Genomic DNA, 24,004 nt, shown 5'->3' on the forward strand with positions numbered 1-24,004 from the left:
TAGTGCAGTGTTTCACGCTATCTGGAACATAAAACCGCGTCTTTGCCGCCAGGGCGGCGTTGCCCATCCGCGCGATACCTACGGGTATCGCTGTGGTAGGCGCCTTGCCCTGACGCCAAATCCATCGGTTTTATTTGTTCCATCAAGCGTAAAACACTGCACTAGAATGCTGCCGGTTTGCCGTACCGGGTTGCGGCACTTTCACGGTTCAGGGAGGAATCGGCATGTTTTTTCAGGATGATGACAACTACGTTCCCATTGTCGGCGTGGTGCTGGCGACCGTGCTCGCGACGGTGGCGGTGATTGTCGGCGTGGCCATCAAGGATGGCGGCGGGGCGCAAGGGCAGGCCGCGGCCGCACCGGCCACAGCTTCCGCGCCGTCCGCCCCCATGCTGGCGACCTCGATGCCGCAACTGATGAATGCGCAGGCCGATGGCGCTCGCGTGGTGGTGGAAAACGGGGTGGTCAAGTTCTACTTCGCCAGTGGCAAGGCCGATCTGGCGGCGGGCGCTGATGCCGCGCTCAAGCAAGTTGCCGAGGCCGTGGCGCAAGGGCACTCGGTGGTGATCAGCGGCTATCACGACGCGACGGGTTCTGCGGCGCTGAATGCCGAGCTGGCGAAGAAGCGCGCTTTCGCGGTGCGCGATGCGCTGGTGGCGCAAGGCGTGCCGGCTGATCGCATCACCCTCGAAAAACCGGCGGAAACGACGGGCGGCGCGAGCGGCGCCGAAGCTCGCCGGGTAGAGGTGGTGGTGAAGTAAAACCGCCGCACGACAACGCAAAAACGCCCTGCCTTTGTGCAGGGCGTTTTTGTTGGCGTTCTGTTTTACGCGCGGCTCAGGCGGTCCGGCTTGAACGTCACCTCGAGCTTGCGTCCGCGCCGGGCGCGTTTGCCGACATAAGCGGTTTGCTGTGCGGCGCTGAGTGTGGCGCTGCGCGCCACCCCGCCGCGCCCCTTGCCGCTGACGAGCAGGGCGTCGCGCTCTGCGGCCAACTGCGCCACGCTTTGCAGGGCTTCCTTGGCGTCGAGCGCCATCAGGGTGATGCCCCTGCCGCCGCGGGCCAGAGTTTTGACTTCTGCGGACGGATAGAGCAGTAGGCGGCCGTCCGCGCTGAGGGTGGCCAGACGCCCGACAGGGCTGCCATCGGCGTCGGCTTCGAGCACCAGCGGGCGCTGCAGGGTGTCGCCGTCTTCGAGGGTGACGAAGGTCTTGCCCGCGCGCTGGCGACTCAGGGCATCGCTTATGCGGGTGACAAAGCCGAAGCCCTGCGCCGTCCACAGCAGCAGCGCCGTGGTGCGGGCGCCTGCGAGATAATGCTGGGCCTGCGTGCCCGGTGCGAGTTCGATGAAAGAGGTGACGGGCTGGCCGTCGCCACGCCCGCCGGGCAGGTCGGCCACATCCATCGAATAGGCCCGGCCGTCGCTGCCGAGCACGACGAGCGGATCGACGCTGCGGCATTCGAACGTGGCGTAGAGCGCGTCGCCCGGCTTGAAGGTGAGGGCGGACAGCACGAGGCCGTGGCCTTTCTGCGTGCGTAGCCAGCCTTTGTGCGACACGATGACGGTGACGGGTTCATCGACCACCTTGACCTCGGCCACGGCGCGCTGCTCGGCCTGGATGAGCGTGCGGCGGTCGTCGCCGAACTGTTTGGCGTCGGCCTCGATCTCGCTGATGATCCGCCGCGTCATGGCTTTTTCGTCGCCGAGCAGTTTTTGCAGTTCGGCGGCCTCAGTGCGCTGGGCGGCGAGTTCCTTGTCGATGCGGATGGCCTCCAGCCTGGCGAGCTGGCGCAGCCGCATGTCGAGAATGTCGTCGGCCTGCAGCTCGGTGAGGTCGAAGCGCGCCATCAGCGCCGGCTTGGGATCGTCGCTGTTGCGGATGGTCTCGATCACTTCATCGAGATTGAGCAGCACCTGCTGCCGACCTTCGAGGATGTGGATGCGGGCGTCCACCTGTTCCAGGCGATGTTTTGAACGACGCTGCACCGTGTCGCGGCGGTAGGCAACCCACTCGCGCAGGATGTCCATCAGCCCCTTCTGGCGCGGCTTGCCATCGGCTCCGATCATCACCAGATTGATCGGCACGCTGGTCTCCAGGCTGGTGCGGGCGAGCAGGGTGTTGACGAACTCGGCCACATCGATGCGCGAGCTGCGCGGCTCGAACACCAGCCGCACGGCAGCCTCACGGCCCGACTCGTCGCGCACGGCGTCGAGCAGACCCAGCAGGCTGGCCTTCAGCGCGATCTGCTCGGGCGCGAGCGCCTTCTTTCCGGGGCGGATTTTGGGGTTGCTGAGTTCCTCGATTTCTTCGAGCACCATCTGCGTGCTGGTGCCGTGCGGCAGTTCGTTGATCACCAGCTGCCATTGGCCGCGCGCGAGTTCTTCCACCGTCCAGCGGGCGCGCACCTTCAGGCTGCCGCGGCCGACGGCATAGGCCGCGGCGATGTCCTGCGGGCTGGAGATGAGCTGGCCTCCGGTGGCGAAGTCGGGCCCGGGCATCAGCGCCAGGGCCTCGGCGAGTTCGAGCCGGGGATTCCTGAGCAGGGCGACGCAGGCGCTGGCGACCTCGCGCAGATTGTGGGCCGGAATCTCGGTGGCCATGCCCACGGCGATGCCGCTGGCCCCGTTGAGCAGCACGAAAGGCAGCCGCGCGGGCAGCAGCCGGGGCTCGGTGGTCGAGCCGTCATAGTTGGGAATGAAGTCGGCGGTACCCGCGTCGATCTCGCTGAGCAGCAGCCGGGCGATGGGCGAGAGCCGCGCCTCGGTGTAGCGCATGGCGGCAGCGCCGTCGCCGTCGCGCGAGCCGAAGTTGCCCTGACCGTCGATCAGCGGATAGCGCTGCGCGAAGTTTTGCGACAGCCGCACCAGGGCGTCGTAGGCGGCCTGGTCGCCATGCGGGTGAAAGCGGCCGAGCACGTCGCCTACCACGCGCGCCGACTTGACCGGCTTGGCGTCGAACGCCAGCCCCATGCGCCACATGGCGTAGAGAATGCGCCGCTGCACCGGCTTGAGGCCGTCGCACACATCGGGCAAGGCGCGGCCCTTGACCACGGAGATGGCGTAGTCGAGATAGGCGCGGCGGGCATAGTCGCCCAGCGCCAGCGAGTCGGCATCGTCTTCAGGCCGGTTGTCGAATTCGAGGGTGGCTTGTTCGCTCATATCAGATGTCCACTTCGATCTGGTCGCCGTATTCCTCCATCAGCCCGCGGCGCGCCTGGGCTTCGCCCTTGCCCATGAGCTGGGAGAAAAGCAGCTCGGCATCGTCCAGCCGCACGCGGTACAGACGGCGGGTGTCGGGGTTCAGGGTGGTGTCCCAGAGCTGCTCGGCGCTCATTTCGCCCAGGCCCTTGAAGCGCGAGATCTGCCAGGCGCCGTCCTTCAGGCCGTCCTTGCGCAGTTTGTCCTGCGCGGCCTGCAGTTCGGCGTCGTCGAGCACGTAGATTTTCTGCGCGGGTTTCTTGCCGCGCGCGGGCGCGTCGAGGCGGTACAGCGGCGGGCGGGCCACGCAGACATGACCGCGCTCGATGAGCTTGGGAAAGTGGCGGAAGAACAGCGTGAGCAGCAAGACCTGGATGTGCGAGCCGTCCACGTCGGCATCGCTCAGAATGCAGATCTTGCCGTAACGCAGGTTCGACAGATCGGGCGCGTCGTCCTTGCCGTGCGGGTCGACGCCGATGGCCACGGCGATGTCGTGAATCTCGGTGTTGGCGAACAGCCGGTCGCGTTCCACTTCCCAGGAATTGAGCACCTTGCCACGCAACGGCAGGACGGCCTGGAACTCCTTGTCGCGGCCCATCTTGGCCGAGCCCCCGGCGGAATCGCCTTCCACCAAAAAGAGTTCGGTGCGACCGGTATCGCGGCTTTCACAGTCGGTCAGCTTGCCCGGCAGCACGGCCACGCCCGAGCCCTTTTTCTTCTCCACTTTCTGCGCCGCGCGCAGGCGGCTCTGCGCCTGGCGGATGACCAGTTCAGCGAGCTTTTTGCCCTGATCGACCCGCTCGTGCAACCAGAGTTCGAGCGTGGGCCGCACGGCCTGGCCAACCAGGCGCAGCGCATCGCGGCTGTTGAGCTTTTCCTTGATCTGGCCCTGGAACTGCGGATCGAGCACCCGCGCGGAAAGCACAAAGGACGCCCGCGCGAACAGGTCTTCTGGCAGCAGTTTCACGCCCTTGGGCTGCAGGTTGTGCAGCTCGATGAAGCCCTTCACGGCCTGGAACAGGCCCTCGCGCAAGCCGGCTTCGTGCGTGCCGCCGGCCGGCGTGGGAATGAGGTTGACGTAAGACTCGCGCAGCACAGCGCCCTCTTCGGTGAAGGCCACGCACCAGGCCGCGCCCTCGCCTTCGGCGAAACTCTCCTGCTCTGAAGCGCCGGCGTAGTGCTCGCCTTCGAACAGATCGATGAAGGGCTCGGCGGGCAGGCTGCTGAGCAGATAGTCGCGCAGTCCGCGGGCATATTCCCAGTGCGTGGCGTCGCCGGTTTTTTCCTGAATCAGATCGACCTTCACCCCGGGCAGCAACACCGCCTTGCTGCGCAGCAGATGGGTGAGTTCGGCCAGCGGGAGGTGGGGGCTGTCGAAGTACCTGGCATCGGGCCAGACCCGCACGCGGGTGCCGCTTCTGCGCTCATCGCGAGCGGCCTTGCGCACCGACAGAGGTTCGATAACGTCGCCACCTGAAAACACCAGATGCGCCACCTGGCCGTCGCGCCAGACGGTGACCTCCAGCCTTGCCGCCAGTGCATTCGTGACCGAGACGCCCACGCCGTGCAAGCCGCCCGAGAAGCTGTAGGCGCCGCCCTGCAACTTGTCGAACTTGCCCCCGGCATGCAGCCGGGTGAACACCAGCTCGACCACCGGCGCGTTCTCTTCCGGGTGCAGGCCGAAGGGGATGCCGCGACCGTCATCTTCCACGCTGATGCTGCCGTCGACGTGAAGCGTGACGGCGATGTGCTGGCAGTAGCCGCCCAGAGCTTCGTCGGCGCTGTTGTCGATGACTTCCTGCACGATGTGCAGCGGGTTGTCGGTGCGGGTGTACATGCCCGGCCGCTGGCGCACGGGCTCCAGGCCCTTGAGCACACGGATGGACGATTCGGAATAGGCGGGAGATCGGCGACTGGCCATGGAGGGGTCAGAAAATTATCCACAGGGGTGCCACCGGTGCCCAGTTATCCCCAGTGGCTGGGGAAAATGTCACACCGGATGGGCGGAAAGCCCTGATTTCATGCGGGTTGATCGGGCTGCCCAAAAAAAAGGCAGGCCGTTGTGTCGGTCAGTTCTGCGCAACGCGAGGTCGCGCAGAACTGACTGAGGATTGTAGGCAGGGGCGCGAATAGGGGAAAAGCGGGGAAGAGCAACGGGAAACGCGAGGGGACGCGCAGGCCTTTATTGCATTTCCAGATCGGGCAAGACCGCTTCGAGTCCGGCCTGGGCGCATTCTTCGTCGACCTTGCCGTCCGGTGCGCCGCTCACGCCCACGGCGCCGTAAATCCGGCCCCCGGCTTCGATCGGCACAGAACCCGCGGTGAAGGCCAGGCCGTCGCCCAGCAGCGCCAGGGGCGAGGCGGCTTGCGGCCCCATGGCGGTGCCTTTGATGCCGAACATGGCGGCCGTATAGGCTTTTTGTCGGCTGATGGCCAGCGAGACTGGCGGGGCCAGGGTGTCGCGCAGCGTGGCCTGCACGATGCCGTTGCGGTCTACCACGGTCACGCTGACCTGCAAACCCTTGGCGCGACAGGTCTTGATCGCCCCTTGCGCGATGCGCTCGGCGGTCTCAAGGGTGAGTCGGTGGACCGTGACGGTCAGCGGCTCGGCCGCGAAGGCGGGTGCGGACAGCAAGGCGCACAGGCCGAGCGCCGCGGGCAAACGAAGGGAAGCTTTCATATGGTCTCCTGCAGAATTTTTGTGGGGATAGGCAGGCAGCGTGCGTGACGCAGTATTCCACAGCGAGAGCCTCTTTGCCTGCGGGCAGGAGGGCCGATTCAGCGAGCCATCAGCCCACCCCGAAAACCTTCGCTTCGCTCGGTTCTCCCCTCAAGGGGCAAGAAACTCTAGGGGCGGCCCGGCGAGTTTCTCATGAGATTGTCCAGCGTGGGGGCGATCGACTGGGCGATGCGCTCCATGCCTTGCGCGTCTGGGTGGAGCAGCACGGTTTGATGCGCCTCGTGCCCTTCGAGATAGAGGTCGGGATCGGGCTGGCCTTGGGCATCGAGCAGCACATGGCCGACATTCAGGAAGGTCACAAAGGGGCTGTGGGCGTAACGCTGCGCCAGCGCGGCGTTGATCTTGAGGGTTTCGGCGCTGATCCAGGCCGAGCGCTTGCTGGGCAGCACGCCGAGCAGCAGCACCGCGGTGTGAGGCAGCAACTGGTGCACCTTGTCCACCACCGCCTCGATGCCCGGCACGGTCAGGTGTGCGCCCCAGTGCGGGCGCCCCAGATTGTTGGCGCCGATCAGCAGGATGCAGACCTTCGGAGACAGTCCCTGCACCTGCCCGTGATCGAGCCTCCACAACACGCTGGAGGTGGTGTCGCCGATGAAGCCGAGATTGAGCGGGTCGTAGCGTCCGTATTCGCGTTGCCAGATGGGCTGATAGTCGGCCCAGGGCTGCGGCCCGCTGCGCTCCCAGTTCTGGGTGATGGAGTCGCCCAGCCAGACGAGTTCTGGGTGGCTGCGGCGCACCTGTTGCAGCGACGCTTCAAAGCGCTTGCGCCACCAGGGCAGATCCATGCGGCCGATGGGCGTCGCGGCCAGATTGACCGCCTCGCGCGCCTGCGCTGTTTCTAGCCAGCCGCCGGGCAGCAGCGCACCAGCGGTGGACAGCAGCAGAGCGCGGCGGCGCGGCGAGCGTAGCGGGCTTTCGGGCTTCATCAGACTTCCACGGTCAAGGGCTGCGTTGCGTGTTCTGTTTGATCGGGCGAGGTCTTCTCAGCCTCTGTGGGGCGCCATTGTGCCGCCCAGGCGGCGCTGAGGCGAATGGTGGGGGGAACCAGATCGTCTGCGGCCTCGGCCTGCCGCCCTTGCGGATCGCGCCACACCCCGTTGGAGTCGCGCCGCAGATCGACGCGCGCACCGCCCTTGGACGAGCCATGCCAGCCGATGAGGCGCCGCGCTTCGCCGCGGTCATCGCGCTCCAAGCGAAGCGCGAAGTGATAACCCTCCAGCGTGGCGCCGCGTAACTCTGTGATGGCGGATGAGGGCTGCTCGGGAGGCAGGGCGGACGGCTTGGGGCGAAACAGTTTGAACACGGTGCGCACGGCAGAATCAGGGGTGGACAAATTATGCGTGACACACACCGCGCAGACTTTGTGAAGTAGTGCGCACTTTTCAGCAATCCGGGTGAGTTCACAGAGCCATCCGGGCTGACACCGTGACGGATTTCACGGACAGGGCAACGCAACTTCGGGAGAATTCGGTCAAGCCAGAACAGACTTCGAATCTGGTGCAGGAATAATGCACATCCTGCGTTGATTTCTCCAGTTTGTCTGGATTGTCAAGAAGTTTGGTTCTTTGCTGACAATTTTCACCCGGTTTTTTCGGGTGTTTTTCCCTCGATGAAATGTCGTTTTCTGCCCTGAAACTTTGACTCACTGACTCTGCTGCAACGCCCTCATGCGCTCTGTGCCCACCCGCTCCGTGATTCGCTGGCTGATCTGGTCAGTGGGCATCGCTGCGTGTTACATCCTGGTGGCCTGGCTGGTGCTCGGGGTGCGGTCGAGCGAGCTCATTCTGTGGCCTTCGGCGGCCGTGGCGGCCTTCGGCCTGATTGCGCGCGGGCCGTCGATGGTGCCGGCCATCCTGCTCGCGTCCTGGGTGAGCGACCACATTCTGTTGGGCTGGGGACTGCAGGCCAGCGCCTTGATCGCGGCGGGCGACGTCCTCGGACCGCTGCTCGGTCTGTGGCTGCTGCGGCGGCGTGCGCGCTGGCAGGGTTTCGAGACGACGGCCGACGGTCTATGGTTCATCGGCACCATGGGCGTACTCGGCGCGGGGGTCTCGGCGGCCGTTGGGGCCACTGCTGCGGCCACCTTCGGTTTTGGCCAGACGCCCGTTTCGCCTGATCTGGGCGTGCAATGGTGGGTGACCGATATGGCCAGCATCGTGGTGCTCACCCCCGCCGCCGAACTGCTGCGCCGGGTGTCGCTGCAGACCTTGCGGACGGCGTTCAACTGGGAGATGGTGTGGCTGCCAGCGCTCGCGGTGATCGGCACTCTGCTGGTCTATCTCATGCCAGTCGGCCAGAGCGCGCTGCCCATCGGGTTGGCGAGCCTGGTCATGTTGCCGCTGCTGTGGTCGTCGATGCGCCTGCCGCTGGCGGTTTCCACCACCTTGAGCGCGGTCATCAGCCTGCTGATCGTGACGGCGACCGTGCTGCAGCAAGGCCCGATGTACAGCATGCTGGGCAGCGACCGCTTCATGTCCATGCAGATTATTCTGCTGGCGTTCGCCAGCGCCATGCTGCTCGCCGGATTGCTGGCCAACGAGCGCACCGCTGCGATCAAACAGGTGCGCGACATCAATGCCACGCTGGAAAAAAAGGTCAACCGCCGCACCGCCGCGCTGCAGATCAGCCAGGCCACCACGCAGGCGCAGTTGCGGTTTCAGGAATCGCTGCTCAACGCGCTGCCCAACCCGGTGGCGTTCAGCGATCCGCAGGGGCGGTTCACTCGGGTGAACGTGGCCTTCAACCTGCTCGTCGGGCTCAGCGGCCCGGAAATTCACGGACGCACCGGGACGCAGATTCTCGGCTCCACCCTGGGCCGCATCTGGGAGGACATGGACGGCGAGTTGCTCTCCGGCAGCTTGCAGGTCACGCGCGAGGCGCCTTATCTGCATCCCGATCATGAGCCCACGGTGTGGATTTTGAACAAGGCGCTGGTGCGCGACGCGGTCAGCCGCCAGATCGTGGGCGTGGTCACCAGCATGCAGGACATCACCGCCATCAAGCAGTTGCAGCAGCAACTCAGCGAAGACGAGCAGCGCTTTCGCTTTCTCTCGGAAGAGTCGCCGGTGCCGCTGGTTATCACCCGCACCAGCGACGCGGCGCTGCTGTTTTCCAACAAGGCCGCCGACAGTCTGTTCCGCGGTTCGTATGCGCAGCACGCCGGGCAGTCGATGCGGCCTCTTTGGGGCGACGCGGTCGATCGAGATCAACTGCTGGCCCGGCTGCAGCGCGAAGGCGGTGTGGTGCGCGGCGTGGAAGCTCAATTCCGCCGGTTCGACGGCACCGAGGTCTGGCTGCTGCTGTCGGTCACCCGGGGACGCTACCGCGACGACGACGCCCTGATCTTCGCCTTCAAGGACATCACCGAGGCCAAGGCGCGCGAGAGCGAATTGCGCAATCTGGCTTACACCGACACGCTGACCGGCATTCCGAACCGCCGCTACTTTCTGGCCCGCGCCGCACTGGAACTGCGCCGCGCGCAGCGTGAGGGCAGCCCGTTCGTGGTGCTGGCGCTGGACATCGACCGTTTCAAGCAGATCAACGACCGCCTCGGCCATCAGGCGGGCGATGCCGTCATTCGCTGTTTTGCGCAAACCTGCATGCAGCAGTTGCGCGGGCCCGATCTTTGTGGACGGCTGGGGGGCGACGAGTTCGCCATTCTGCTGCCGCAGACCACGCGGCAGGTCGCGTTCGATGTGGCGCAGCGCCTGCGGCTGTCCATCCAGGAGGCGAGCTGCCTGCCCACAAGCCCGCAAGACGGCCTGACGCTGACCACCAGCATCGGCATTGCCGAGTTCCTGCCCACTTCCACCCTGGTGGACGCCGACGAATTGCTCGACCGCGCCGACCAGGCGCTCTACCGCGCCAAACAAGCCGGACGCAACCGGGTGGAAATCTGGACGGGTGAAGCCCCGGCGCCGGTGTAAGGCGGGGCGCTCGATCAGTCCTGTTTATTAGCCCTGTTTTTGATCGAGTAGCCAGCGGTAGAGCGCATCGCGCTTCAACCCGGTGAGGTCAGCCGCCACGGCGGCCGCGCGTGAGGCGGGCAACTCCTGCGCCAGCCGCTGCAGCAGGGCGATGGCCCGGGTGTCGAGTTCCGCCACCGCCGCGCGTGGCTGCAGCAGCAGCACGAATTCACCCTGCGCCCGCCGGGGATCGGCATCGAGCCAGTCGAGCGCGGCTTGCGGCGTGCAGGGCAGCAGAGTCTCGAACTGTTTGCTCAACTCCTTGGCGAGGACGAGCTGCGCCTGCGCGTCCAGATCCAGCAAGCTGAGCAGGCAGTCGCGCAGCCGGTGCGGGGCTTCGAAAAACACCGTCACCCGCGAAGCCTGCAGCGCGGCCTGCAGAAAGGCGCGCAGCGCCACGGCCTTTTCGGGCGCGAAGCCCGCGAAGCAATAACCCGAGTGCAGATCGAGGCCGCTGGCGCTGAGCGCCGTCGTCACCGCGCTGGCGCCCGGCAGGGGCATTACCCGCAGCCCGGCGGCATGAGCGGCCGCGGCGATTCGGCTGCCCGGATCGCTGATGCCCGGCGTGCCGGCGTCACTGAGAAAAGCCACGCGCTCGCCCGCGGCCACCGCGGCGACGATGTGCTGCGCGGCCTGCGCCTCGCGGTGCCGGTCGCAGCGCAGCGTGGGTTTGCGCAGGCCGTAGGCTTCGAGCAGACGCTGCGCCACCCGGGTGTCTTCGGCCGCGATGCGGTCGGCATGGTGCAGCGCGGCCAGGGCGCGCAGGCTGATGTCGGCCAGGTTACCGATGGGCGCGGCCACCATGTAGAGCGCGGGCGGAAAATCCTGCTGGGCGCAGAATTCCAGTGCGGTTTGGAGGGGAGTGGACATGGCGGGCATGATGCAAATGTGGAAGCAGCGCGCGGCGCGCCATCTGGGGCAGTCGGCAGAAGCGCAGGCCTGCGCCGAGCTGCAGGCCCGCGGCTTGCGGCTGGTCGGGCGCAATTATCGGGTGCGCGGCGGCGAGATCGACCTGATCATGCGCTCGGCCGACGGCACGCTGGTCTTTGTCGAGGTGCGCGCCCGCAGTAATGCGGCGGCGTATGGCGGGGCGGCGGGCAGTGTCGATGCGCGCAAACGCCGCCGCATTGTGCTGGCCGCGCGTCACTATCTGGCGCGTCTGGCCGAGGAGCCGACGTGCCGTTTCGATGTGGTTGCGCTGGAAGCGGGCAAGCTGGAGTGGCTGCCCGGCGCGTTTTCGGCAGAAGAGTGACGACGCAGGCATGGCAACACGCGGGCCGCACAGGCACTCGACCCCGACTAACATCGCCCTTTTGTCCCTCAGTCACATCATGCTAGAGCAGCGTATCCAGCAGCATTTTTTCGACAGCGCCGATCTGAAGTATCAGGCGGCCGAGGCGCTGACGGGGCCGATCGCGCGCGCCGTCGATGTGCTGGCGACAGCGGTGTCGAATGGGCACAAGATTCTCATCTGCGGCAACGGCGGATCGGCCGCCGACAGCCAGCATCTGGCCGCGGAACTGGTCGGCCGCTTCGAGCGCGAGCGCCCCGAACTGGCCGCCATCGCCCTCACCACCGACACCTCCACCCTCACCGCCGTGGCGAACGATTACGGTTTCGACCATGTGTTCTCCAAGCAGGTGCGGGCGCTGGGCCTGCCCGGCGATGTGCTGGTGGCGTTCAGCACCAGCGGCAATTCGTCGAGCATCGTCGAAGCCGTGCGGGCCGCGCAGGCCAGAGAGATGAGCGTGCTGGCGCTGACCGGGCGCACCGGCGGCCGGGTGGCCGGCCTGCTGCGCGAAGCGGATGTGCATATCGCCGTACCCAACGACCGTACCGCCCGCATCCAGGAGGTGCATCTGCTGACGTTGCATTGCCTTTGCGATGGCTTAGACTGGGTGCTGATGGGTGAACCGGAGTCTTTGGCATGACACAAATGAACGTGGATATTTGTTCTAAATCGGATTCTGCCGCGGGCGGCGTGCGTCGTTCGCGCGGTTTGTGGCGCGCGGCCAGTCTGCTGACCGTCGTGCTCGCGGTCACGCAGTTGCAGGGCTGTTTCGTGCTGGGCTTGGGCGCGGTGGGCACAACCGCGTATGTGGCAACCGACCGACGCACGGCAGGCTCCATCCTCGAAGACAACACCATTCAGCTCAAGGCGGACAACCGCATTTCTTCCGCCCTGGGCGCTGATGCCAATGTGCGCGCCGTGAGCTACAACCAGCAGGTGCTGCTGGTCGGCCAGGTGCCGAGCGAGGCCGACAAACAGAAGGCCGAACAAGTCGTCAAGGGCGTGCCCAATGTCAAGGCCGTGCTCAACGAAATCGACATCGGGCCCGTGGCCGACCTCAACCGCAGCGCCACCGACACGCTCATCACCACCAAGGTGCGCGCCCGCCTGATCGACGCCCGCGATATTTTCGGCAATGCTTTCAAGGTGACCACGTCCAATAGCGTGGTCTATCTCATGGGCATCGTCACCCAGCGCGAGGCCGACCGCGCCATTCAGATCGCACGCGACACCACGGGCGTGTCGAAGGTCGTGACCATGTTCAACATCATCAGCGAACAGCAGTTGCAGGACATGCGCAACCCGCAAAAGGAAAACGCGCCGCCGCCCGAGCCGCGCGGCAACAATCCTGCCTGAAATTTTTTCTACCCTACCTCACTCTTAACCCAAGGACTGATTATGAGTTTGCGCGACGTGCCTGCGGGCAAAAGCCTGCCTGACGACTTCAACGTAGTGATCGAGATTCCCGCGCACGCGCCGCCAGTGAAGTACGAGGTGGACAAGGCCAGCGGGACGCTGTTCGTCGATCGCTTCATGTCCACCGCGATGCACTACCCGTGCAACTATGGCTACATTCCGCAGACCCTGTCGGAAGACGGCGACCCGGTGGATGTGCTCGTGGTCACCACCATCCCACTGGTGCACGGCTGCGTGGTGCGTTGCCGCCCCATCGGCATGCTGAAAATGACCGATGAAGCCGGGGTGGACGCCAAGCTCATCGCCGTGCCGGTGGAAAAACTGCTGCCGCAGTACCGCCACATCCAGAAGCCCGAAGACCTGCCGCCCGAACTGCTCAAGCAGATCGAACATTTTTTCAACCACTACAAAGACCTCGAAGCGGGCAAGTGGGTGAAGACCGAAGGCTGGGCCGGGATTGATGCCGCGCGGGCCGAAATCACCGCCAGCGCCGCGCGCTACACGGCCAAATAATCGTCGTCAGTAAAATCAAAGGCCACTCTCGGGTGGCCTTTGTCGTTTGTGGACGGGCGGTTTCAGTCGTTCTTGTCACGCAGCCGCTTGAGCAGCGACGAAGTGTCGAGCCGCCCGCCGCCTGCCGCCTGCACATCGGCGTAGAACTGATCGACCAAGGCAAGGACTGGCAGCCGCGCGCCGTTGTGGCGGGCCTCTTGCAGGCACAGACCGAAGTCTTTGCGCATCAAGTCGACGGCAAAGCCGAAGTCGTAGCGGCCTTCGATCATGGTCGGGCCGCGGTTGTCCATCTGCCAGCTCTGCGCCGCACCCTTGCCGATCACCTGCAGCACCGTGGACAGATCCAGCCCGGCACGCTCACCGAAGGCGATGGCCTCGGCCAGGCTTTGCACCAGCCCGGCGATGGCGATCTGGTTCACCATCTTGCAAAGCTGCCCGGCGCCGTTGTCGCCCAGCCGGGTCACGGCGCGGGCGAACGCGGCAATCACCGGCTGCGCCCGTGCGAACGCCTGGGCCTCGCCACCGCACATCACGGTGAGCGTGCCGTTCTGCGCACCGGCCTGCCCGCCCGAGACGGGGGCGTCGAGAAAAAACAAGCCGCGTTCGCGCGCCGCAAGGCCCAGCTCGCGCGCGACATCGGCCGAGGTCGTGGTGTGGTCGATGAACACCGCGCCCGGCTGCATGTCGACGAAAGCGCCGTCCGGCCCGAGGGCCACGGCGCGCAGGTCGGCATCGTTGCCGACGCAGGAGAACACGAAGTCGGCCCCCGCTGCGGCCTCGCGCGGTGTCGCCGCTGAATGCCCGCCGTTGCGGCGCACCCAGTCGTGCGCTTTGTTCGCGGTGCGGTTGTAAACGGTCACGCCGTGCCCGGCGCGGGCCAGGTGCCCGGCCATCGGGTCGCCCATGACGCCCAGACCGAGGAAGGCGACGGTGTGAGTTGCAGAATCAGGGATCGTGGGGGTGTTCATAGCGTAGAAAAGCGTTTGGAACAGTGAATCACAGCAGCCAGAAGCAGCTCATCGCCACCACGGTGGGCAGCAGGGCGGCGCCCAGCAGGCCCAGCGGGTGCACCGCTCCTTCGTCAAAACTGCTGCGCAGCAGGGCGATGCCGGCCGGATTGGGGGCGTTGGCAATGACCGTGAGGCCACCGCCACTGACGGCGCCCGCCACCAGCGCGTATTTGAATTCGGGGCTCAGGCCCTGCACCAGCGAGCCGAGGTAGGTCAGCGCGGCGTTGTCGGTGATGGCCGTCAGCGCCGTGGCGCCGAAAAACACCGCGGTCGCATCCATGCGGGTGAGCAGCGGTTGCAGCCACCATTGCTGCAGGCCGCCCAGCACCACCAGCCCGCCCAGAAAGAAGCCCACCAGCATGCCCTCCTTGAGCATCAGGGTGTCTTGGTAGCGGGCGTAGGCGGTGGCAAAACCGACGAAAAACAGCAGCAGGGGAATGAACACCGCCGGGTGATGGGCGAACACCACGACGGCCACCAGAAACAACAGGTGGATGCTGATGACGCTCAGCGGCGCGCGTTGTTGTGTGGGGTCGGGCGTATCCACCGCACCCGTTCTCGCCAGCCCGGCCAGTTCGCGGCGGAACAGCAGGGTGGCGCCCACGGCGTTGATGGCCACCGCGATGGCGGCTTTCCAGCCGAAATGGGTGAGCATGAAGCCCAGATCCCACTGCCAGGTGGAGGCCACCATGAGCACCGGCGGCGCAGCGAAATGGGTGAGCGTGCCGCCGATGGATATGTTGACGAACAGCACGCCCAGGGTGATGTATTTGAGGCGCAGAGACACTGCGGCACGAAAAATGCGGTCGCGCAGCAGCAGGGCGGCCAGGGTCATGGCTGCGGGTTCGGTGATGAACGAACCCAGCAGCGGCACGACCACGAGCAGCAGCAGGTAAAACATGATCGCGCCCGGCAGGGGAACGGCGCGCGCCAGCCCGTTGACGACGTCGCCCGCAGCCTGGAGGATGGGCCGGGTGCCCGCCACGACCATGATGGCGAAGACGAACAGCGGCTCGGTGAAGTTACGCGAGTCGATGTAGGCCACCGCTTCGTGCTGCCCCAGCGTGGCGAACAAAAACACCATGAGCACCATGGCCCAGAACCCGAACACCACCTCGACCTCGCCGAGCAGATGCCACAGCCCGGCATGCGCGGGCTGGCGGTGCGCCAGGCCCTCGAAGAATTTGGTGGAAAACGTATGGATCACCGCAATGGCGAACAGGGCGGCGCCCACATACTGAACATAAGCGGGGATCGAGTCGGTCATGGGTTCGGTTGGATTGAGTTGCGCAACAAGCCGTGATGGTATCGGCCGAAGCGGCGGCGCGTCGCGGGGTGGAGCCATAATGCAACGCATCCGATCATTCGCGAGGTTTTGATGTCTGCCACTGCTTCGTCCGTCTGGGGGCGGCTGCGCCGCGTGCTGCTCAGCCTGCCGGTGCTCATTGCGGCGGGCCTGTTCGTGTTTTATGTGGCTTTTGGCTACCTTGCGGTCGGGCCGCTGGCCGAGCATTACATTCCCAAGCTGGCGCAGTCGCAGCTCGACAGCCGGGCCACGGTGGGCAAGGTGGCGTTCGACCCCCTACACCTTGATCTCACGGTGGACAAGCTGCAACTGAGTACGCCGCAGGGGGCGCCACTGGCGGGGTTTGGCAAGCTGTTCGTTGATTTCGCCCCGGTGAGCCTGTTTCGCTGGGCGTGGACGTTTCATCAAATCCGCATCGATCAGCCGCAGGTGAATGTGGCCATTGCGCAAGGCGGCGCGATGAATTGGGACGCTCTGGTGCGCGCCCTGCAGCGCGGCCCCAAACCGGCCCAACCTTCCGACACCCTCCCGCGCGTGGTGATCGAGCAGTTGCAGATCGCAGGCGGCACGCTGCGCTACGCCGATGCCAACCGCACCCATCCCTATGCCACTCGGTTGACGCCCTTGAACGTGCAGGTCAACGATCTGTCCACTCTGCCCAAGGCGCGCGGGCAATACGCCATCAGTCTCGCGCTGCCCGAGCAGAAGGCCACGCTGCGCTGGAAGGGCTATGTGGGTGTCAATCCGCTGGTGTCCGGCGGGCAGGCGGAACTCACCGGGCTCGACCTGGCAGCGGCGGCGCGGGCCGTGCCGAATCTGTCGAGCACCTTGCAGATCACCTCGGGCACGGCGTCGATTCATGCGGCCTACAGCGCGGTGCAGGGGCAGCAAGGCTGGCTGTGGGCGATCAATGACCTCGGCGCTCAAATTCAGACCTTGGCCGCGCGGGTGGGCGCCGCCGCCGTGCAGTGGCAAAGCCTGAAACTGGATCAGGCAAAAATCGACGGCTCCGAGCGCACCGCGTCGATGCAGTCTTTGTCGCTGGATGGGCTGAGCGCCACTTCGGGCAGCGATCAGCTGCAGTTCCGCACCGCGCAATGGCAAGGCGCGCAGCTCGACTGGGGCCGGCAACGCTCAGGTTTCGGGCCGCTGCGCGTGCAAGACATCAGCGGGCAGATCGGCCAGGCCGCACTGCAGGCGGGCAGCCTGCAGACGCAGCCGGGCACGGTCGATCTGGCCCAGCGCACCCTGCAACTGCCGCAAATCACCCTGCAGGACAGCCAGTTGCGCGCAGAGGCGGCGCAGGCGACCCCCTGGCTTTCGCTGCCCTTGCTTCAGGTCGATGCGGTGCAGGCCGATCTTGCACAGCACCGCGTGCAACTCGGCGCCGTTCAGCTCGATGCGGCGCGAGTTCAGCTCAAGCGTCTGGCGAACGGGCAGATCGATCTGCTGCAGGCCATGAGCGCTTCCAAAGCGTCGAAGCCGCCGAGCCCGCCCGCTTCAGTTCCCGCTGCAGTGCCCACTTCAGCGCCTGCATCAGCCGTTCAAGCCGCTCAGCCCGCGTCCGCATGGACTCTGGAGGTGCAGCGCGTCGCCACCCGGGTGCAGGCGCTGGATTACACCGACCAAAGCTTCAAGGCGCCGCTGCAACTGCAGCTCAGCGACCTCAGGCTCAACACCGCGGCCAAGGTGGTGCTGCCTGCGGGCAGCCCGGCGCAGGTTCAGGCCAAAGACCTGCAACTGCAACTCGGCGCGATGCGGCTCGACAGCGCCCGTCAAGCGCTGGCGCGGTGGAAAAGCCTGCAACTCGGATCTAGCGAAATCAGTCTGCCCGCGTCCGGCGTGGCCCATATTCGCGCCGGGCCCCTGCAAGTGGACGGCCTGAATACCGAGGTGACTCTGGCGCAGAACGGCCTGAACTGGACGCAGGCCTTTGTGTCCGCCTCTGCAACACCCACCTCTGCAGCGCCTCCACCTGCCGCACGAAACCCGGCCGCCAAGCCGCCTGATCTGCAACTCAAAAGTCTTGCTCTGCGCGACTTCTCGGCTCAGGTCGAAGATCGCCAGACTTCCGCTCCCATACGTCTGGACGTGATCCAGGGCCAGGCCAGCGCCCGCAACCTCAGCCTGGATTTGCGCAAACCCGTTGCGCTGCAAGTGCGCTTCGCGCTCAAGCAGGGCGGGCAGTTCAGCGCCCGCGGCCAGGTCGCCCCGCAACCGCTGGCCGGTTCGCTGCAGGTGCAACTTCAGCAGCTTGCGCTTACACCCTTCGGCAGTCTGCTGGCGCCTTATGTGCGGCTGCTGCTCACCAGCGGAACGGCCTCGGCCGACGGCACGGTGAAGCTGGGCAAGGGCCAGGGCAGCGTGCCGAAGGTGAGCTATGACGGCCGTGCGCAGATCGACAACCTCGCGCTGGTCGAGCCCGAAGGGCGCACGCCGTTTCTGGGTTGGCGCAAGCTGGCGGCCAACGGGCTGAGCGTCGATAGCGCGCCGCTTTCGGTCAGCATGACGGCGCTGCAGGCGGTGGAGCCCTATGGGCGCATCGTCATCAACCCCGACCGCACCCTCAATGTGCAGGCCATCCTGCTCACGCGCAAACCCACCCAGAGCCCGCCGCCTGCCGCTGCAGGTAACAGTGCGGAAAAACCCTTGCCGCTGGCGCTGCGCATCGACCGCACCGCCATCGAAAATGCCGATGTCGACTTCACCGACCAATCCATCAAACCCGACTTCCGGGTGCGTATGCAAAAGCTCTCCGGGGTGATCAATGGGCTGTCAGACGCGCCCGATAGCAGCGCTCAGATCGAACTCGACGGTCAGGTCAACGACTACGGTTCGGCCAAGGTGCGGGGGCAGTTGCAGCCCTTCCGCGCCACCCAGAACACCGACGTCACGCTGGATTTCCGCAACCTGAACATGGCCTCGGTTTCGCCGTACTCGGGCAAGTTTGCCGGGCGCACCATCGAATCGGGGCGGCTCGATGCCAAGCTGCAGTACAAGATCGCCAAGGCGCAGATGCAGGGCAAAAACCAGTTCACCATCACACGGCTCAAGCTGGGCCCGCATGTCGACAGCCCCGGCGCGATGAACCTGCCGCTCGATCTGGCCATCGCCGTGCTGGAGAACAGCGACGGCGTGATCGACATCGATCTGCCGGTGCACGGCGACCTGAACAACCCCAAGTTCAGCTACGGCGGCATCATCTGGCAGGCCATCGTCAACGTGCTGACCAAGATCGTCACAGCGCCGTTCCGCGCGCTGGGCGCGCTGTTTGGCGGCGGGGGCGAGCAAACGCCGCAGAACGTGGCGTTCGCCCCCGGCAGCGCAGTGCTGGCGCCGCCCGAGCGTGAAAAGCTGCTGCAGATCAGCGAGGTGCTGCTCAAGCGGCCGCGGCTGGAATTGCAGGTGCCGCCCACGCTTGACGCCGCGCGCGATACCGCCGCGCTGCAGGAGGCTGCCGTGCGCCGTCAGGTGCTGCTCAAGCTGGGCGTGACCGTGCCGCCTGAAGTCAGCCCAGGACCGCTCGATCTGGGCAATGCCCGCACCCGCAATGCCATCAATGCGCTCTACCTCGACCAGCATCCGACCAGCGCGCTAGAAGCGCTGAAAAAATCGCTGCCCAAGGCCGATCAGCCGGAGCAGGCCTTGCTGCACGCCATGCTGGCGCAGTTGGCCAAGGCGGTGGTGATTCCCCAGTCGGCTCTCGATGCGCTGGCTCAGGCGCGGGCCAAGGCCGTGGTCACGGCGCTGACCACCGGCCCCAAGGCCTTGCCTGCGGCGCGGGTGCAGATGGGGACGGCGATCAAGGCCGCAGAAAAGACGGCGGGCAAGACGGCGGACAAGGGCAGTGAGAACGACCTGGAAAAGAACGTGGTGCTCACGCTCGGTTTGGCTTCAGGTCAGGCCACTGCCGGCGCACCTGCCGAAGTGCCGACCACTGCGCCGACCCCAGCGCCGACAACGGCACCACAAGTGCCTGCTGCTGCCTCCGCCGCTTCTGCCGCCGCCGATCAAGGTAAGTAAGTCACCGGCCGCATGGCGAGAAAACGCTCCAGCGCGGGAGGGCGGTAGTCGGGCAGGGTGGAGTGTCGGCTGAGGGTGGAGGTGTGCACGCCCTCGTGACCGGCGGGGTTGGCCTGTCCCGGTTGGCGTTCGCGCTGGCCCAGCAGGCGGTAGAACAGCGTCATGGTGTCGCCCATTTGCGCGGCGGGGTCGCCATGCGGGGGAAGCAGGGCAGGGTCGAGCGCCAGACCGCAACGTTGCGCCCGGTCGGCCATCCATAGCAGCGCCCCGTCAGACAGGCCGGTGAGCGTTTGCCCTCCGCCCACATCGCCATGCACGCCCGGAAACCAGGCCTGCTCCACCACCTGATCGGTGGCGTGGCTTTGCGTCTGCCACAGCGTCGGCACGAAAGGCTTGCGGCGCTCGTCCAGCGCCAGTGCTTGATAGCCGTAACGCACATGGCTGCTGAGCGCCACGTCGTGAAACTCGTAGAGAGGTTTGGTCCAGAAGCGCAGCGGGGTGACGGGTATGCCCAAGGCGCCCACCGTATCCCAGACGCCGATGAGTTCGATGGGCGTGTCCGGCCAGGCGTAGGCCTCGCGAAAGGCGACGGATTGCGGCGCGTTGGGGTGGCTGTCGGGCGAACGGTCGCGGTAGAGCGCGTAGGCCTCGCCGACGCGGCCGGCGTGCTGCGGACGCAGAATGCCGCAATTGCGAATCAGCCCGCCCACGCTGCGCACCGTGTAGGCGCCGCGGCTGTAACCGAACAGAAAGATCTGGTCGCCCGGGTGATAGTTCTGCACCAGAAACAGGTAAAGCTCGCGGATATTGGCCGAGATCCCCATGCCAAACGCGCCCCCGGTGATCTTGTCCCACAGCCCTCCCTGTTCGCCCAGGCCTTTTTGGTAGAACACCACCTGATCGATGCCATGACTGTCTTGCGCCGCGATGGCGACCGAGAGCTTGACCACATTGGTCGGCGTGGGCGCGTTGCCGTCGTTCTGGTCGGGCTTGCTCCAGGTGCCGTCGGCGAAGAGGGCGATGCGTTTCATCGGGGGGAATCCGCGGAGGTGTTACGTTTTTTCACGATTGAACCTGACGAATGATGGGGCGGCCCACGCGGCTTGCCCACCCCCAAACCCGGTGTCGCACAGGGCTTCGATTGGGGGGGATAGACTGGAGCTGGATAACCGCTTTTTATTCGCCCATGACCCATCGCCTTCCCATCGCCTCGGCAGAAGAAGCGCCACCCGAGCCAGAGACACCGTCTGCAGTGGATGGCGCGATTACTTCGCGCCGCTCCATCCGCCGCTTTCTGCCCACTCCGGTGCCGCGCGAAACCCTCGAGGCCATCCTGCAGGTGGCTGCGCGCGCGCCGTCGGGCACCAACACCCAGCCCTGGCAGGTGCATGTGCTCACGGGCGCGGCGCTGGCGCGGCTGTCAGCCCGCATCCTGGCGGCGTATGACGATCCGTCACAGGCTGCGCAGCACACCGAGGAATATGCCTACTACCCCCGCGAATGGCGTTCGCCCTACATCGACCGCCGCCGCAAGGTCGGCTGGGATCTGTACGGCCTACTGGGCATCACCAAGGGCGACAAGCCTGCGATGCACGCACAACATGCCCGCAACTACCGGTTTTTCGACGCGCCGGTCGGGCTGATTTTCACCATCGACCGGGTGATGGAGCAGGGCAGCTGGCTCGACTACGGCATGTTTCTGCAGAACATCATGGTGGCGGCGCGCGGTCGCGGTCTCGACACCTGCCCGCAGGCCGCGTTCACCCCGTTTCACCGCCTCATCGAAGACGAATTGAAGCTCGACGCCGCGACCCAGCAAGTCGTCTGCGGCATGTCGCTGGGCTGGGCCGACCCCGGCGCGATAGAAAACACCCTGGTCACCGAGCGCGCGCCAGTGGCTGAATTCACGCAGTTCCACGACGCATGAACGCGTTGGCCTTCATCGGCGAAACCCGCATTGCCCAAGCCGTGCAGGAGGGCACGCTCGACAACCTGCCCGGCGCCGGACGCCCGCTTGATCTCACCGTGCGCGACGGCGCGCTCGACGCCCAGGCGCGCCTCGGCCTCGAACTGCTCGACCGGGCGCGCCGCGTGCGCACCGATGCCGCGCAAGACCAGCGCGAACGCGCCGCGCTGCGCCTGCTATGGGCCAAGGCACTGTCACGTCAGCGCGCATGCAGCGCAGACACCGCGCCGCATGCGCCATCCGTATTCAACCCATGATCCTCGAATCGCTGCTCGACACCGACCTCTACAAGTTCACCATGATGCAGGTGGTGCTGCACCACTTTCCAGGTGCGCAGGTGGAGTACCGCTTCAAGTGCCGCACGCCCGGGGTCGATCTGGTGTCGCGGCTGGACGAGATCAACGCAGAGCTCGACGCGCTCTGCACCCTGCAATTGAAACCCGACGAACTCGACTATCTGCGCAGCCTGCGCTTCATCAAAAGCGACTTCATCGACTTCCTCACGCTGTTCCGTCTCAACCGCCAGCGCATCAGCGCCACGCCTGCCGCCGACCCTTCTGCGCGCGAGCGAGGCGAAATCGAAATTTCCATCCGCGGCCCCTGGCTGCACACCATTCTGTTTGAAGTTCCGGTGCTCGCCATCGTCGGCGAGGTCTATGCCCGTCATGCTCATGCCGACGCCGATCTGATGGCCGGGATGCAGCGTATCGACGACAAGATCGCCCTGCTCCACACCCCTGAGCTGCAAGACTGCCGCATCGCTGACTACGGCACCCGCCGCCGCTACTCCAGGCGCTGGCAGGCGCAGGTGCTAGGGCGGTTGCAAAGCGGCCTCGGCCCCCAGCTTGCCGGTACCAGCAATGTGCTGCTCGCCAAAAACATGGGCCTCACCCCGCTGGGCACCATGGCGCACGAGTATCTGCAAGCCTGCCAGGCGCTGGGCCCACGCCTGCGCGACACCCAGGTTTTCGCCTTCGAGATGTGGGCCAAGGAATACCGCGGCGATCTGGGCATCGCCCTGGCCGACGTGTACGGCCTGCAAGCCTTCCTGCGCGACTTCGACCTTTATTTTTGCAAGCTGTTCGACGGCGCCCGCCACGACTCGGGCGATCCCTTCTCCTGGGGCGAACAGATGATTGCGCACTACGCCAAGCACCGCGTCGACCCGCGCTCCAAAACGCTGGTGTTCAGCGACCTGCTCACCATCCCCAAGGTCATCGAGCTATACCGCCAGTTCCACGCCCGCGTCGGCCTGGCCTTCGGCATCGGCACCAACCTCATGCACGATCTTGGCTATGAGGCGCCGCAGATGGTGCTCAAAATGACCCGCTGCAACGGCCAGCCCGTGGCCAAGGTCAGCGACGCGCCGGGCAAGAATATGTGCGACGACCCGGCCTATCTGGCCTATCTACGCGAAGTCTTCCAGATCCCCGCCAGCCAACTGGTGGAGCATGATGCGGAGGATGGGTAGTTTTTCTGGACCATGGGTTCTTCTTGACAGATTCTGTATTGCGGACGATCATGGCACATGATCTACGGCTTCAATTGCGCTGACACCCAGTCTCTGTTTCAGAGCAGGACGGTTGCCCGCTTTCGCAACATCGAGCGTGTGGCGCGGCGCAAGTTGTTGCAACTGCATGCAGCCACCGAACTGGCAAGTCTCAGAGTCCCGCCAGGCAATCAGCTCGAAGCGCTCAAGGGAGATCGCAAGGGGCAGCACAGCATTCGCATCAACGACCAATGGCGGCTGTGTTTTGTCTGGATGCGCGATGGCGCGCATCAGGTCGAGATCGTGGACTATCACTGAATGCGGAGAACTGGCATGGTTGCATTGCTTGAAGAAATTCATCCGGGCGAAATTTTGATCGAGGAGTTCATGCGCCCGATGGGTCTGACCATCCAGCGGCTGGCGGCAGATCTCGACGTCTCGCCCAGCCGTATCAGCGACATCGTGCATGGCAAGCGCCCGATCACCGCCGACACCGCACTGCGGCTGGGGATCTACTTCGCGATGGAACCGCGCTTCTGGCTGAATCTGCAGTCGGAGTACGACATGCGCATCACCACACGAGAACTCAAGGGCAAGATCGCGTCCCGCATCCGTGTGTTTCAGCCCGCCGCGACGTGACATCAGGATCGCTGGTTCCATTAGGAGAGGATTCATGCCCATCGCAAAAATTGAAGTCTGCCGCTCGCATTCTCCCGAGAGGTTCGCAGCCTTGATCGAGGCTGTTTACCAGGCCCAGATCGAAGCGCTCAAGGTGCCTGATGATGACAAGCAGATCCGCTACATTGAGCACAAGCCCGAGCATTGCCCCATCCCTCCGGGCAAGACAGAAAACTACACTTTTGTGGAATTCCTGCTCTTTCCCGGTCGCACCCTTGAAGCCAAGCGCAAGTTGTACCAAGGCATCGTTGCGAGACTGGGGCGGTTGGGTATCCAGGCCTTCGACATCTTGATCGTTCTGATCGAGCCCCCCCTCGAAAACTGGGGCCTGCGCGGGCAGCCCGCTTCTGAACTGGATCTGGGATTTCGTCTCGATGTTTGAGCAGGAAGCCGACCCAAACCGATCTC

22 protein-coding genes are annotated in these 24,004 nt (G+C 65.4%); 13 read left to right on the top strand and 9 right to left on the bottom strand.

Annotation, left to right across the window (positions count from 1 at the left end; genetic code table 11):
- Positions 1–224 precede the first annotated feature (224 nt).
- A complete protein-coding gene (locus tag AC2VLV_RS12445) occupies positions 225–761 on the top strand; it encodes an OmpA family protein (RefSeq protein ID WP_486990285.1) in 537 nt (178 codons plus the stop codon).
- A 65-nt stretch (positions 762–826) separates the two neighbouring features.
- On the opposite strand, the gene parC is transcribed toward AC2VLV_RS12445, so the two are convergent.
- The 5 genes from parC to AC2VLV_RS12470 form a co-directional block, all read right to left on the bottom strand.
- Positions 827–3,160 carry a DNA topoisomerase IV subunit A gene (gene parC / locus AC2VLV_RS12450; RefSeq protein ID WP_486990286.1) on the bottom strand — a complete coding sequence of 778 codons (2,334 nt, stop codon included), beginning with the start codon at positions 3,158–3,160 and terminating at the stop codon, positions 827–829.
- A gap of 1 nt (position 3,161) precedes the next feature.
- Entirely contained in the window at positions 3,162–5,120 is a 1,959-nt protein-coding gene (locus AC2VLV_RS12455) for a DNA topoisomerase IV subunit B (protein WP_486990287.1), read from the bottom strand.
- A gap of 261 nt (positions 5,121–5,381) precedes the next feature.
- Positions 5,382–5,879, bottom strand: a complete 498-nt coding sequence (locus tag AC2VLV_RS12460) for a GlcG/HbpS family heme-binding protein (RefSeq protein WP_486990288.1) — start codon at positions 5,877–5,879, stop codon at positions 5,382–5,384.
- Between the two features lie 167 nt (positions 5,880–6,046).
- Positions 6,047–6,865: a GDSL-type esterase/lipase family protein gene (locus AC2VLV_RS12465; RefSeq protein WP_486990289.1), complete on the bottom strand. Its 819-nt coding sequence runs from the start codon at positions 6,863–6,865 to the stop codon at positions 6,047–6,049.
- Positions 6,865–7,251 carry a hypothetical protein gene (locus tag AC2VLV_RS12470; protein ID WP_486990290.1) on the bottom strand — a complete coding sequence of 129 codons (387 nt, stop codon included), beginning with the start codon at positions 7,249–7,251 and terminating at the stop codon, positions 6,865–6,867. Before AC2VLV_RS12470 ends, AC2VLV_RS12465 begins: the two co-directional genes overlap by 1 nt.
- A gap of 355 nt (positions 7,252–7,606) precedes the next feature.
- Here AC2VLV_RS12470 and AC2VLV_RS12475 point away from each other — a divergent pair, with 355 nt between their 5' ends.
- A complete protein-coding gene (locus tag AC2VLV_RS12475; RefSeq protein ID WP_486990291.1) occupies positions 7,607–9,865 on the top strand; it encodes a sensor domain-containing diguanylate cyclase in 2,259 nt (752 codons plus the stop codon).
- Between the two features lie 27 nt (positions 9,866–9,892).
- Here AC2VLV_RS12475 and rsmI read toward each other — a convergent pair whose 3' ends face one another.
- Entirely contained in the window at positions 9,893–10,774 is an 882-nt protein-coding gene (rsmI, locus tag AC2VLV_RS12480; protein ID WP_486990292.1) for a 16S rRNA (cytidine(1402)-2'-O)-methyltransferase, read from the bottom strand.
- 7 nt (positions 10,775–10,781) lie between these two features.
- Here rsmI and AC2VLV_RS12485 point away from each other — a divergent pair, with 7 nt between their 5' ends.
- The 4 genes from AC2VLV_RS12485 (at position 10,782) to ppa (ending at position 13,124) form a co-directional block, all read left to right on the top strand.
- A complete protein-coding gene (locus AC2VLV_RS12485; RefSeq protein ID WP_486990321.1) occupies positions 10,782–11,156 on the top strand; it encodes a YraN family protein in 375 nt (124 codons plus the stop codon).
- 79 nt (positions 11,157–11,235) lie between these two features.
- Positions 11,236–11,835, top strand: coding sequence for a phosphoheptose isomerase (locus tag AC2VLV_RS12490; RefSeq protein WP_276732116.1), 600 nt, complete (start codon positions 11,236–11,238; stop codon positions 11,833–11,835).
- Positions 11,832–12,551, top strand: a complete 720-nt coding sequence (locus AC2VLV_RS12495) for a BON domain-containing protein (protein WP_486990293.1) — start codon at positions 11,832–11,834, stop codon at positions 12,549–12,551. The genes AC2VLV_RS12490 and AC2VLV_RS12495 overlap by 4 nt, the downstream gene beginning before the upstream one ends.
- A gap of 42 nt (positions 12,552–12,593) precedes the next feature.
- Positions 12,594–13,124: an inorganic diphosphatase gene (ppa, locus tag AC2VLV_RS12500; RefSeq protein ID WP_013104665.1), complete on the top strand. Its 531-nt coding sequence runs from the start codon at positions 12,594–12,596 to the stop codon at positions 13,122–13,124.
- A 62-nt stretch (positions 13,125–13,186) separates the two neighbouring features.
- On the opposite strand, the gene AC2VLV_RS12505 is transcribed toward ppa, so the two are convergent.
- Positions 13,187–14,092: an NAD(P)-dependent oxidoreductase gene (locus AC2VLV_RS12505; protein ID WP_486990294.1), complete on the bottom strand. Its 906-nt coding sequence runs from the start codon at positions 14,090–14,092 to the stop codon at positions 13,187–13,189.
- A gap of 28 nt (positions 14,093–14,120) precedes the next feature.
- The gene (locus AC2VLV_RS12510) at positions 14,121–15,401 is read right to left on the bottom strand and encodes a putative Na+/H+ antiporter (RefSeq protein WP_486990295.1); all 1,281 of its coding nucleotides are present in this window, start codon (positions 15,399–15,401) and stop codon (positions 14,121–14,123) included.
- A 111-nt stretch (positions 15,402–15,512) separates the two neighbouring features.
- Here AC2VLV_RS12510 and AC2VLV_RS12515 point away from each other — a divergent pair, with 111 nt between their 5' ends.
- Positions 15,513–19,463 (top strand): DUF748 domain-containing protein, encoded by a 3,951-nt coding sequence (locus tag AC2VLV_RS12515; RefSeq protein WP_486990296.1) that lies wholly within the window; start codon positions 15,513–15,515, stop codon positions 19,461–19,463.
- Here AC2VLV_RS12515 and AC2VLV_RS12520 read toward each other — a convergent pair.
- Positions 19,451–20,494, bottom strand: a complete 1,044-nt coding sequence (locus tag AC2VLV_RS12520) for a DUF2235 domain-containing protein (protein WP_486990297.1) — start codon at positions 20,492–20,494, stop codon at positions 19,451–19,453. The genes AC2VLV_RS12515 and AC2VLV_RS12520 overlap by 13 nt on opposite strands.
- 155 nt (positions 20,495–20,649) lie before the next feature.
- Between AC2VLV_RS12520 and AC2VLV_RS12525 the strand changes: the two genes are divergently transcribed.
- From AC2VLV_RS12525 to AC2VLV_RS12550, 6 genes are read left to right on the top strand one after another with little or no spacing between them, the layout of a single operon-like run.
- The gene (locus tag AC2VLV_RS12525) at positions 20,650–21,390 is read left to right on the top strand and encodes a nitroreductase (protein WP_486990298.1); all 741 of its coding nucleotides are present in this window, start codon (positions 20,650–20,652) and stop codon (positions 21,388–21,390) included.
- Complete coding sequence (locus AC2VLV_RS12530) at positions 21,387–21,686, top strand: DnaJ family domain-containing protein (RefSeq protein ID WP_486990299.1); 300 nt, start codon at positions 21,387–21,389, stop codon at positions 21,684–21,686. Before AC2VLV_RS12525 ends, AC2VLV_RS12530 begins: the two co-directional genes overlap by 4 nt.
- Complete coding sequence (gene pncB / locus AC2VLV_RS12535) at positions 21,683–22,900, top strand: nicotinate phosphoribosyltransferase (protein ID WP_486990300.1); 1,218 nt, start codon at positions 21,683–21,685, stop codon at positions 22,898–22,900. Before AC2VLV_RS12530 ends, pncB begins: the two co-directional genes overlap by 4 nt.
- A 57-nt stretch (positions 22,901–22,957) precedes the next feature.
- Positions 22,958–23,236 (top strand): type II toxin-antitoxin system RelE/ParE family toxin, encoded by a 279-nt coding sequence (locus tag AC2VLV_RS12540; protein WP_486990301.1) that lies wholly within the window; start codon positions 22,958–22,960, stop codon positions 23,234–23,236.
- A 15-nt stretch (positions 23,237–23,251) separates the two neighbouring features.
- Positions 23,252–23,557 (top strand): HigA family addiction module antitoxin, encoded by a 306-nt coding sequence (locus AC2VLV_RS12545; protein ID WP_486990302.1) that lies wholly within the window; start codon positions 23,252–23,254, stop codon positions 23,555–23,557.
- Between the two features lie 34 nt (positions 23,558–23,591).
- The gene (locus AC2VLV_RS12550; RefSeq protein ID WP_486990303.1) at positions 23,592–23,978 is read left to right on the top strand and encodes a tautomerase family protein; all 387 of its coding nucleotides are present in this window, start codon (positions 23,592–23,594) and stop codon (positions 23,976–23,978) included.
- Positions 23,979–24,004 lie beyond the last annotated feature (26 nt).

Source organism: Thiomonas sp. TH-17, from assembly GCF_057473305.1.

Coding starts and splice junctions, on each gene's coding strand:
- AC2VLV_RS12445 (WP_486990285.1), top strand. CDS start 225: ATGTTTTTTCAGGATGATGACAACTACGTTCCCATTGTCGGCGTGGTG.
- parC (WP_486990286.1), bottom strand. CDS start 3,160: ATGAGCGAACAAGCCACCCTCGAATTCGACAACCGGCCTGAAGACGAT.
- AC2VLV_RS12455 (WP_486990287.1), bottom strand. CDS start 5,120: ATGGCCAGTCGCCGATCTCCCGCCTATTCCGAATCGTCCATCCGTGTG.
- AC2VLV_RS12460 (WP_486990288.1), bottom strand. CDS start 5,879: ATGAAAGCTTCCCTTCGTTTGCCCGCGGCGCTCGGCCTGTGCGCCTTG.
- AC2VLV_RS12465 (WP_486990289.1), bottom strand. CDS start 6,865: ATGAAGCCCGAAAGCCCGCTACGCTCGCCGCGCCGCCGCGCTCTGCTG.
- AC2VLV_RS12475 (WP_486990291.1), top strand. CDS start 7,607: ATGCGCTCTGTGCCCACCCGCTCCGTGATTCGCTGGCTGATCTGGTCA.
- rsmI (WP_486990292.1), bottom strand. CDS start 10,774: ATGTCCACTCCCCTCCAAACCGCACTGGAATTCTGCGCCCAGCAGGAT.
- AC2VLV_RS12485 (WP_486990321.1), top strand. CDS start 10,782: ATGATGCAAATGTGGAAGCAGCGCGCGGCGCGCCATCTGGGGCAGTCG.
- AC2VLV_RS12490 (WP_276732116.1), top strand. CDS start 11,236: ATGCTAGAGCAGCGTATCCAGCAGCATTTTTTCGACAGCGCCGATCTG.
- AC2VLV_RS12495 (WP_486990293.1), top strand. CDS start 11,832: ATGACACAAATGAACGTGGATATTTGTTCTAAATCGGATTCTGCCGCG.
- ppa (WP_013104665.1), top strand. CDS start 12,594: ATGAGTTTGCGCGACGTGCCTGCGGGCAAAAGCCTGCCTGACGACTTC.
- AC2VLV_RS12505 (WP_486990294.1), bottom strand. CDS start 14,092: ATGAACACCCCCACGATCCCTGATTCTGCAACTCACACCGTCGCCTTC.
- AC2VLV_RS12510 (WP_486990295.1), bottom strand. CDS start 15,401: ATGACCGACTCGATCCCCGCTTATGTTCAGTATGTGGGCGCCGCCCTG.
- AC2VLV_RS12515 (WP_486990296.1), top strand. CDS start 15,513: ATGTCTGCCACTGCTTCGTCCGTCTGGGGGCGGCTGCGCCGCGTGCTG.
- AC2VLV_RS12520 (WP_486990297.1), bottom strand. CDS start 20,494: ATGAAACGCATCGCCCTCTTCGCCGACGGCACCTGGAGCAAGCCCGAC.
- AC2VLV_RS12525 (WP_486990298.1), top strand. CDS start 20,650: ATGACCCATCGCCTTCCCATCGCCTCGGCAGAAGAAGCGCCACCCGAG.
- AC2VLV_RS12530 (WP_486990299.1), top strand. CDS start 21,387: ATGAACGCGTTGGCCTTCATCGGCGAAACCCGCATTGCCCAAGCCGTG.
- pncB (WP_486990300.1), top strand. CDS start 21,683: ATGATCCTCGAATCGCTGCTCGACACCGACCTCTACAAGTTCACCATG.
- AC2VLV_RS12540 (WP_486990301.1), top strand. CDS start 22,958: ATGATCTACGGCTTCAATTGCGCTGACACCCAGTCTCTGTTTCAGAGC.
- AC2VLV_RS12545 (WP_486990302.1), top strand. CDS start 23,252: ATGGTTGCATTGCTTGAAGAAATTCATCCGGGCGAAATTTTGATCGAG.
- AC2VLV_RS12550 (WP_486990303.1), top strand. CDS start 23,592: ATGCCCATCGCAAAAATTGAAGTCTGCCGCTCGCATTCTCCCGAGAGG.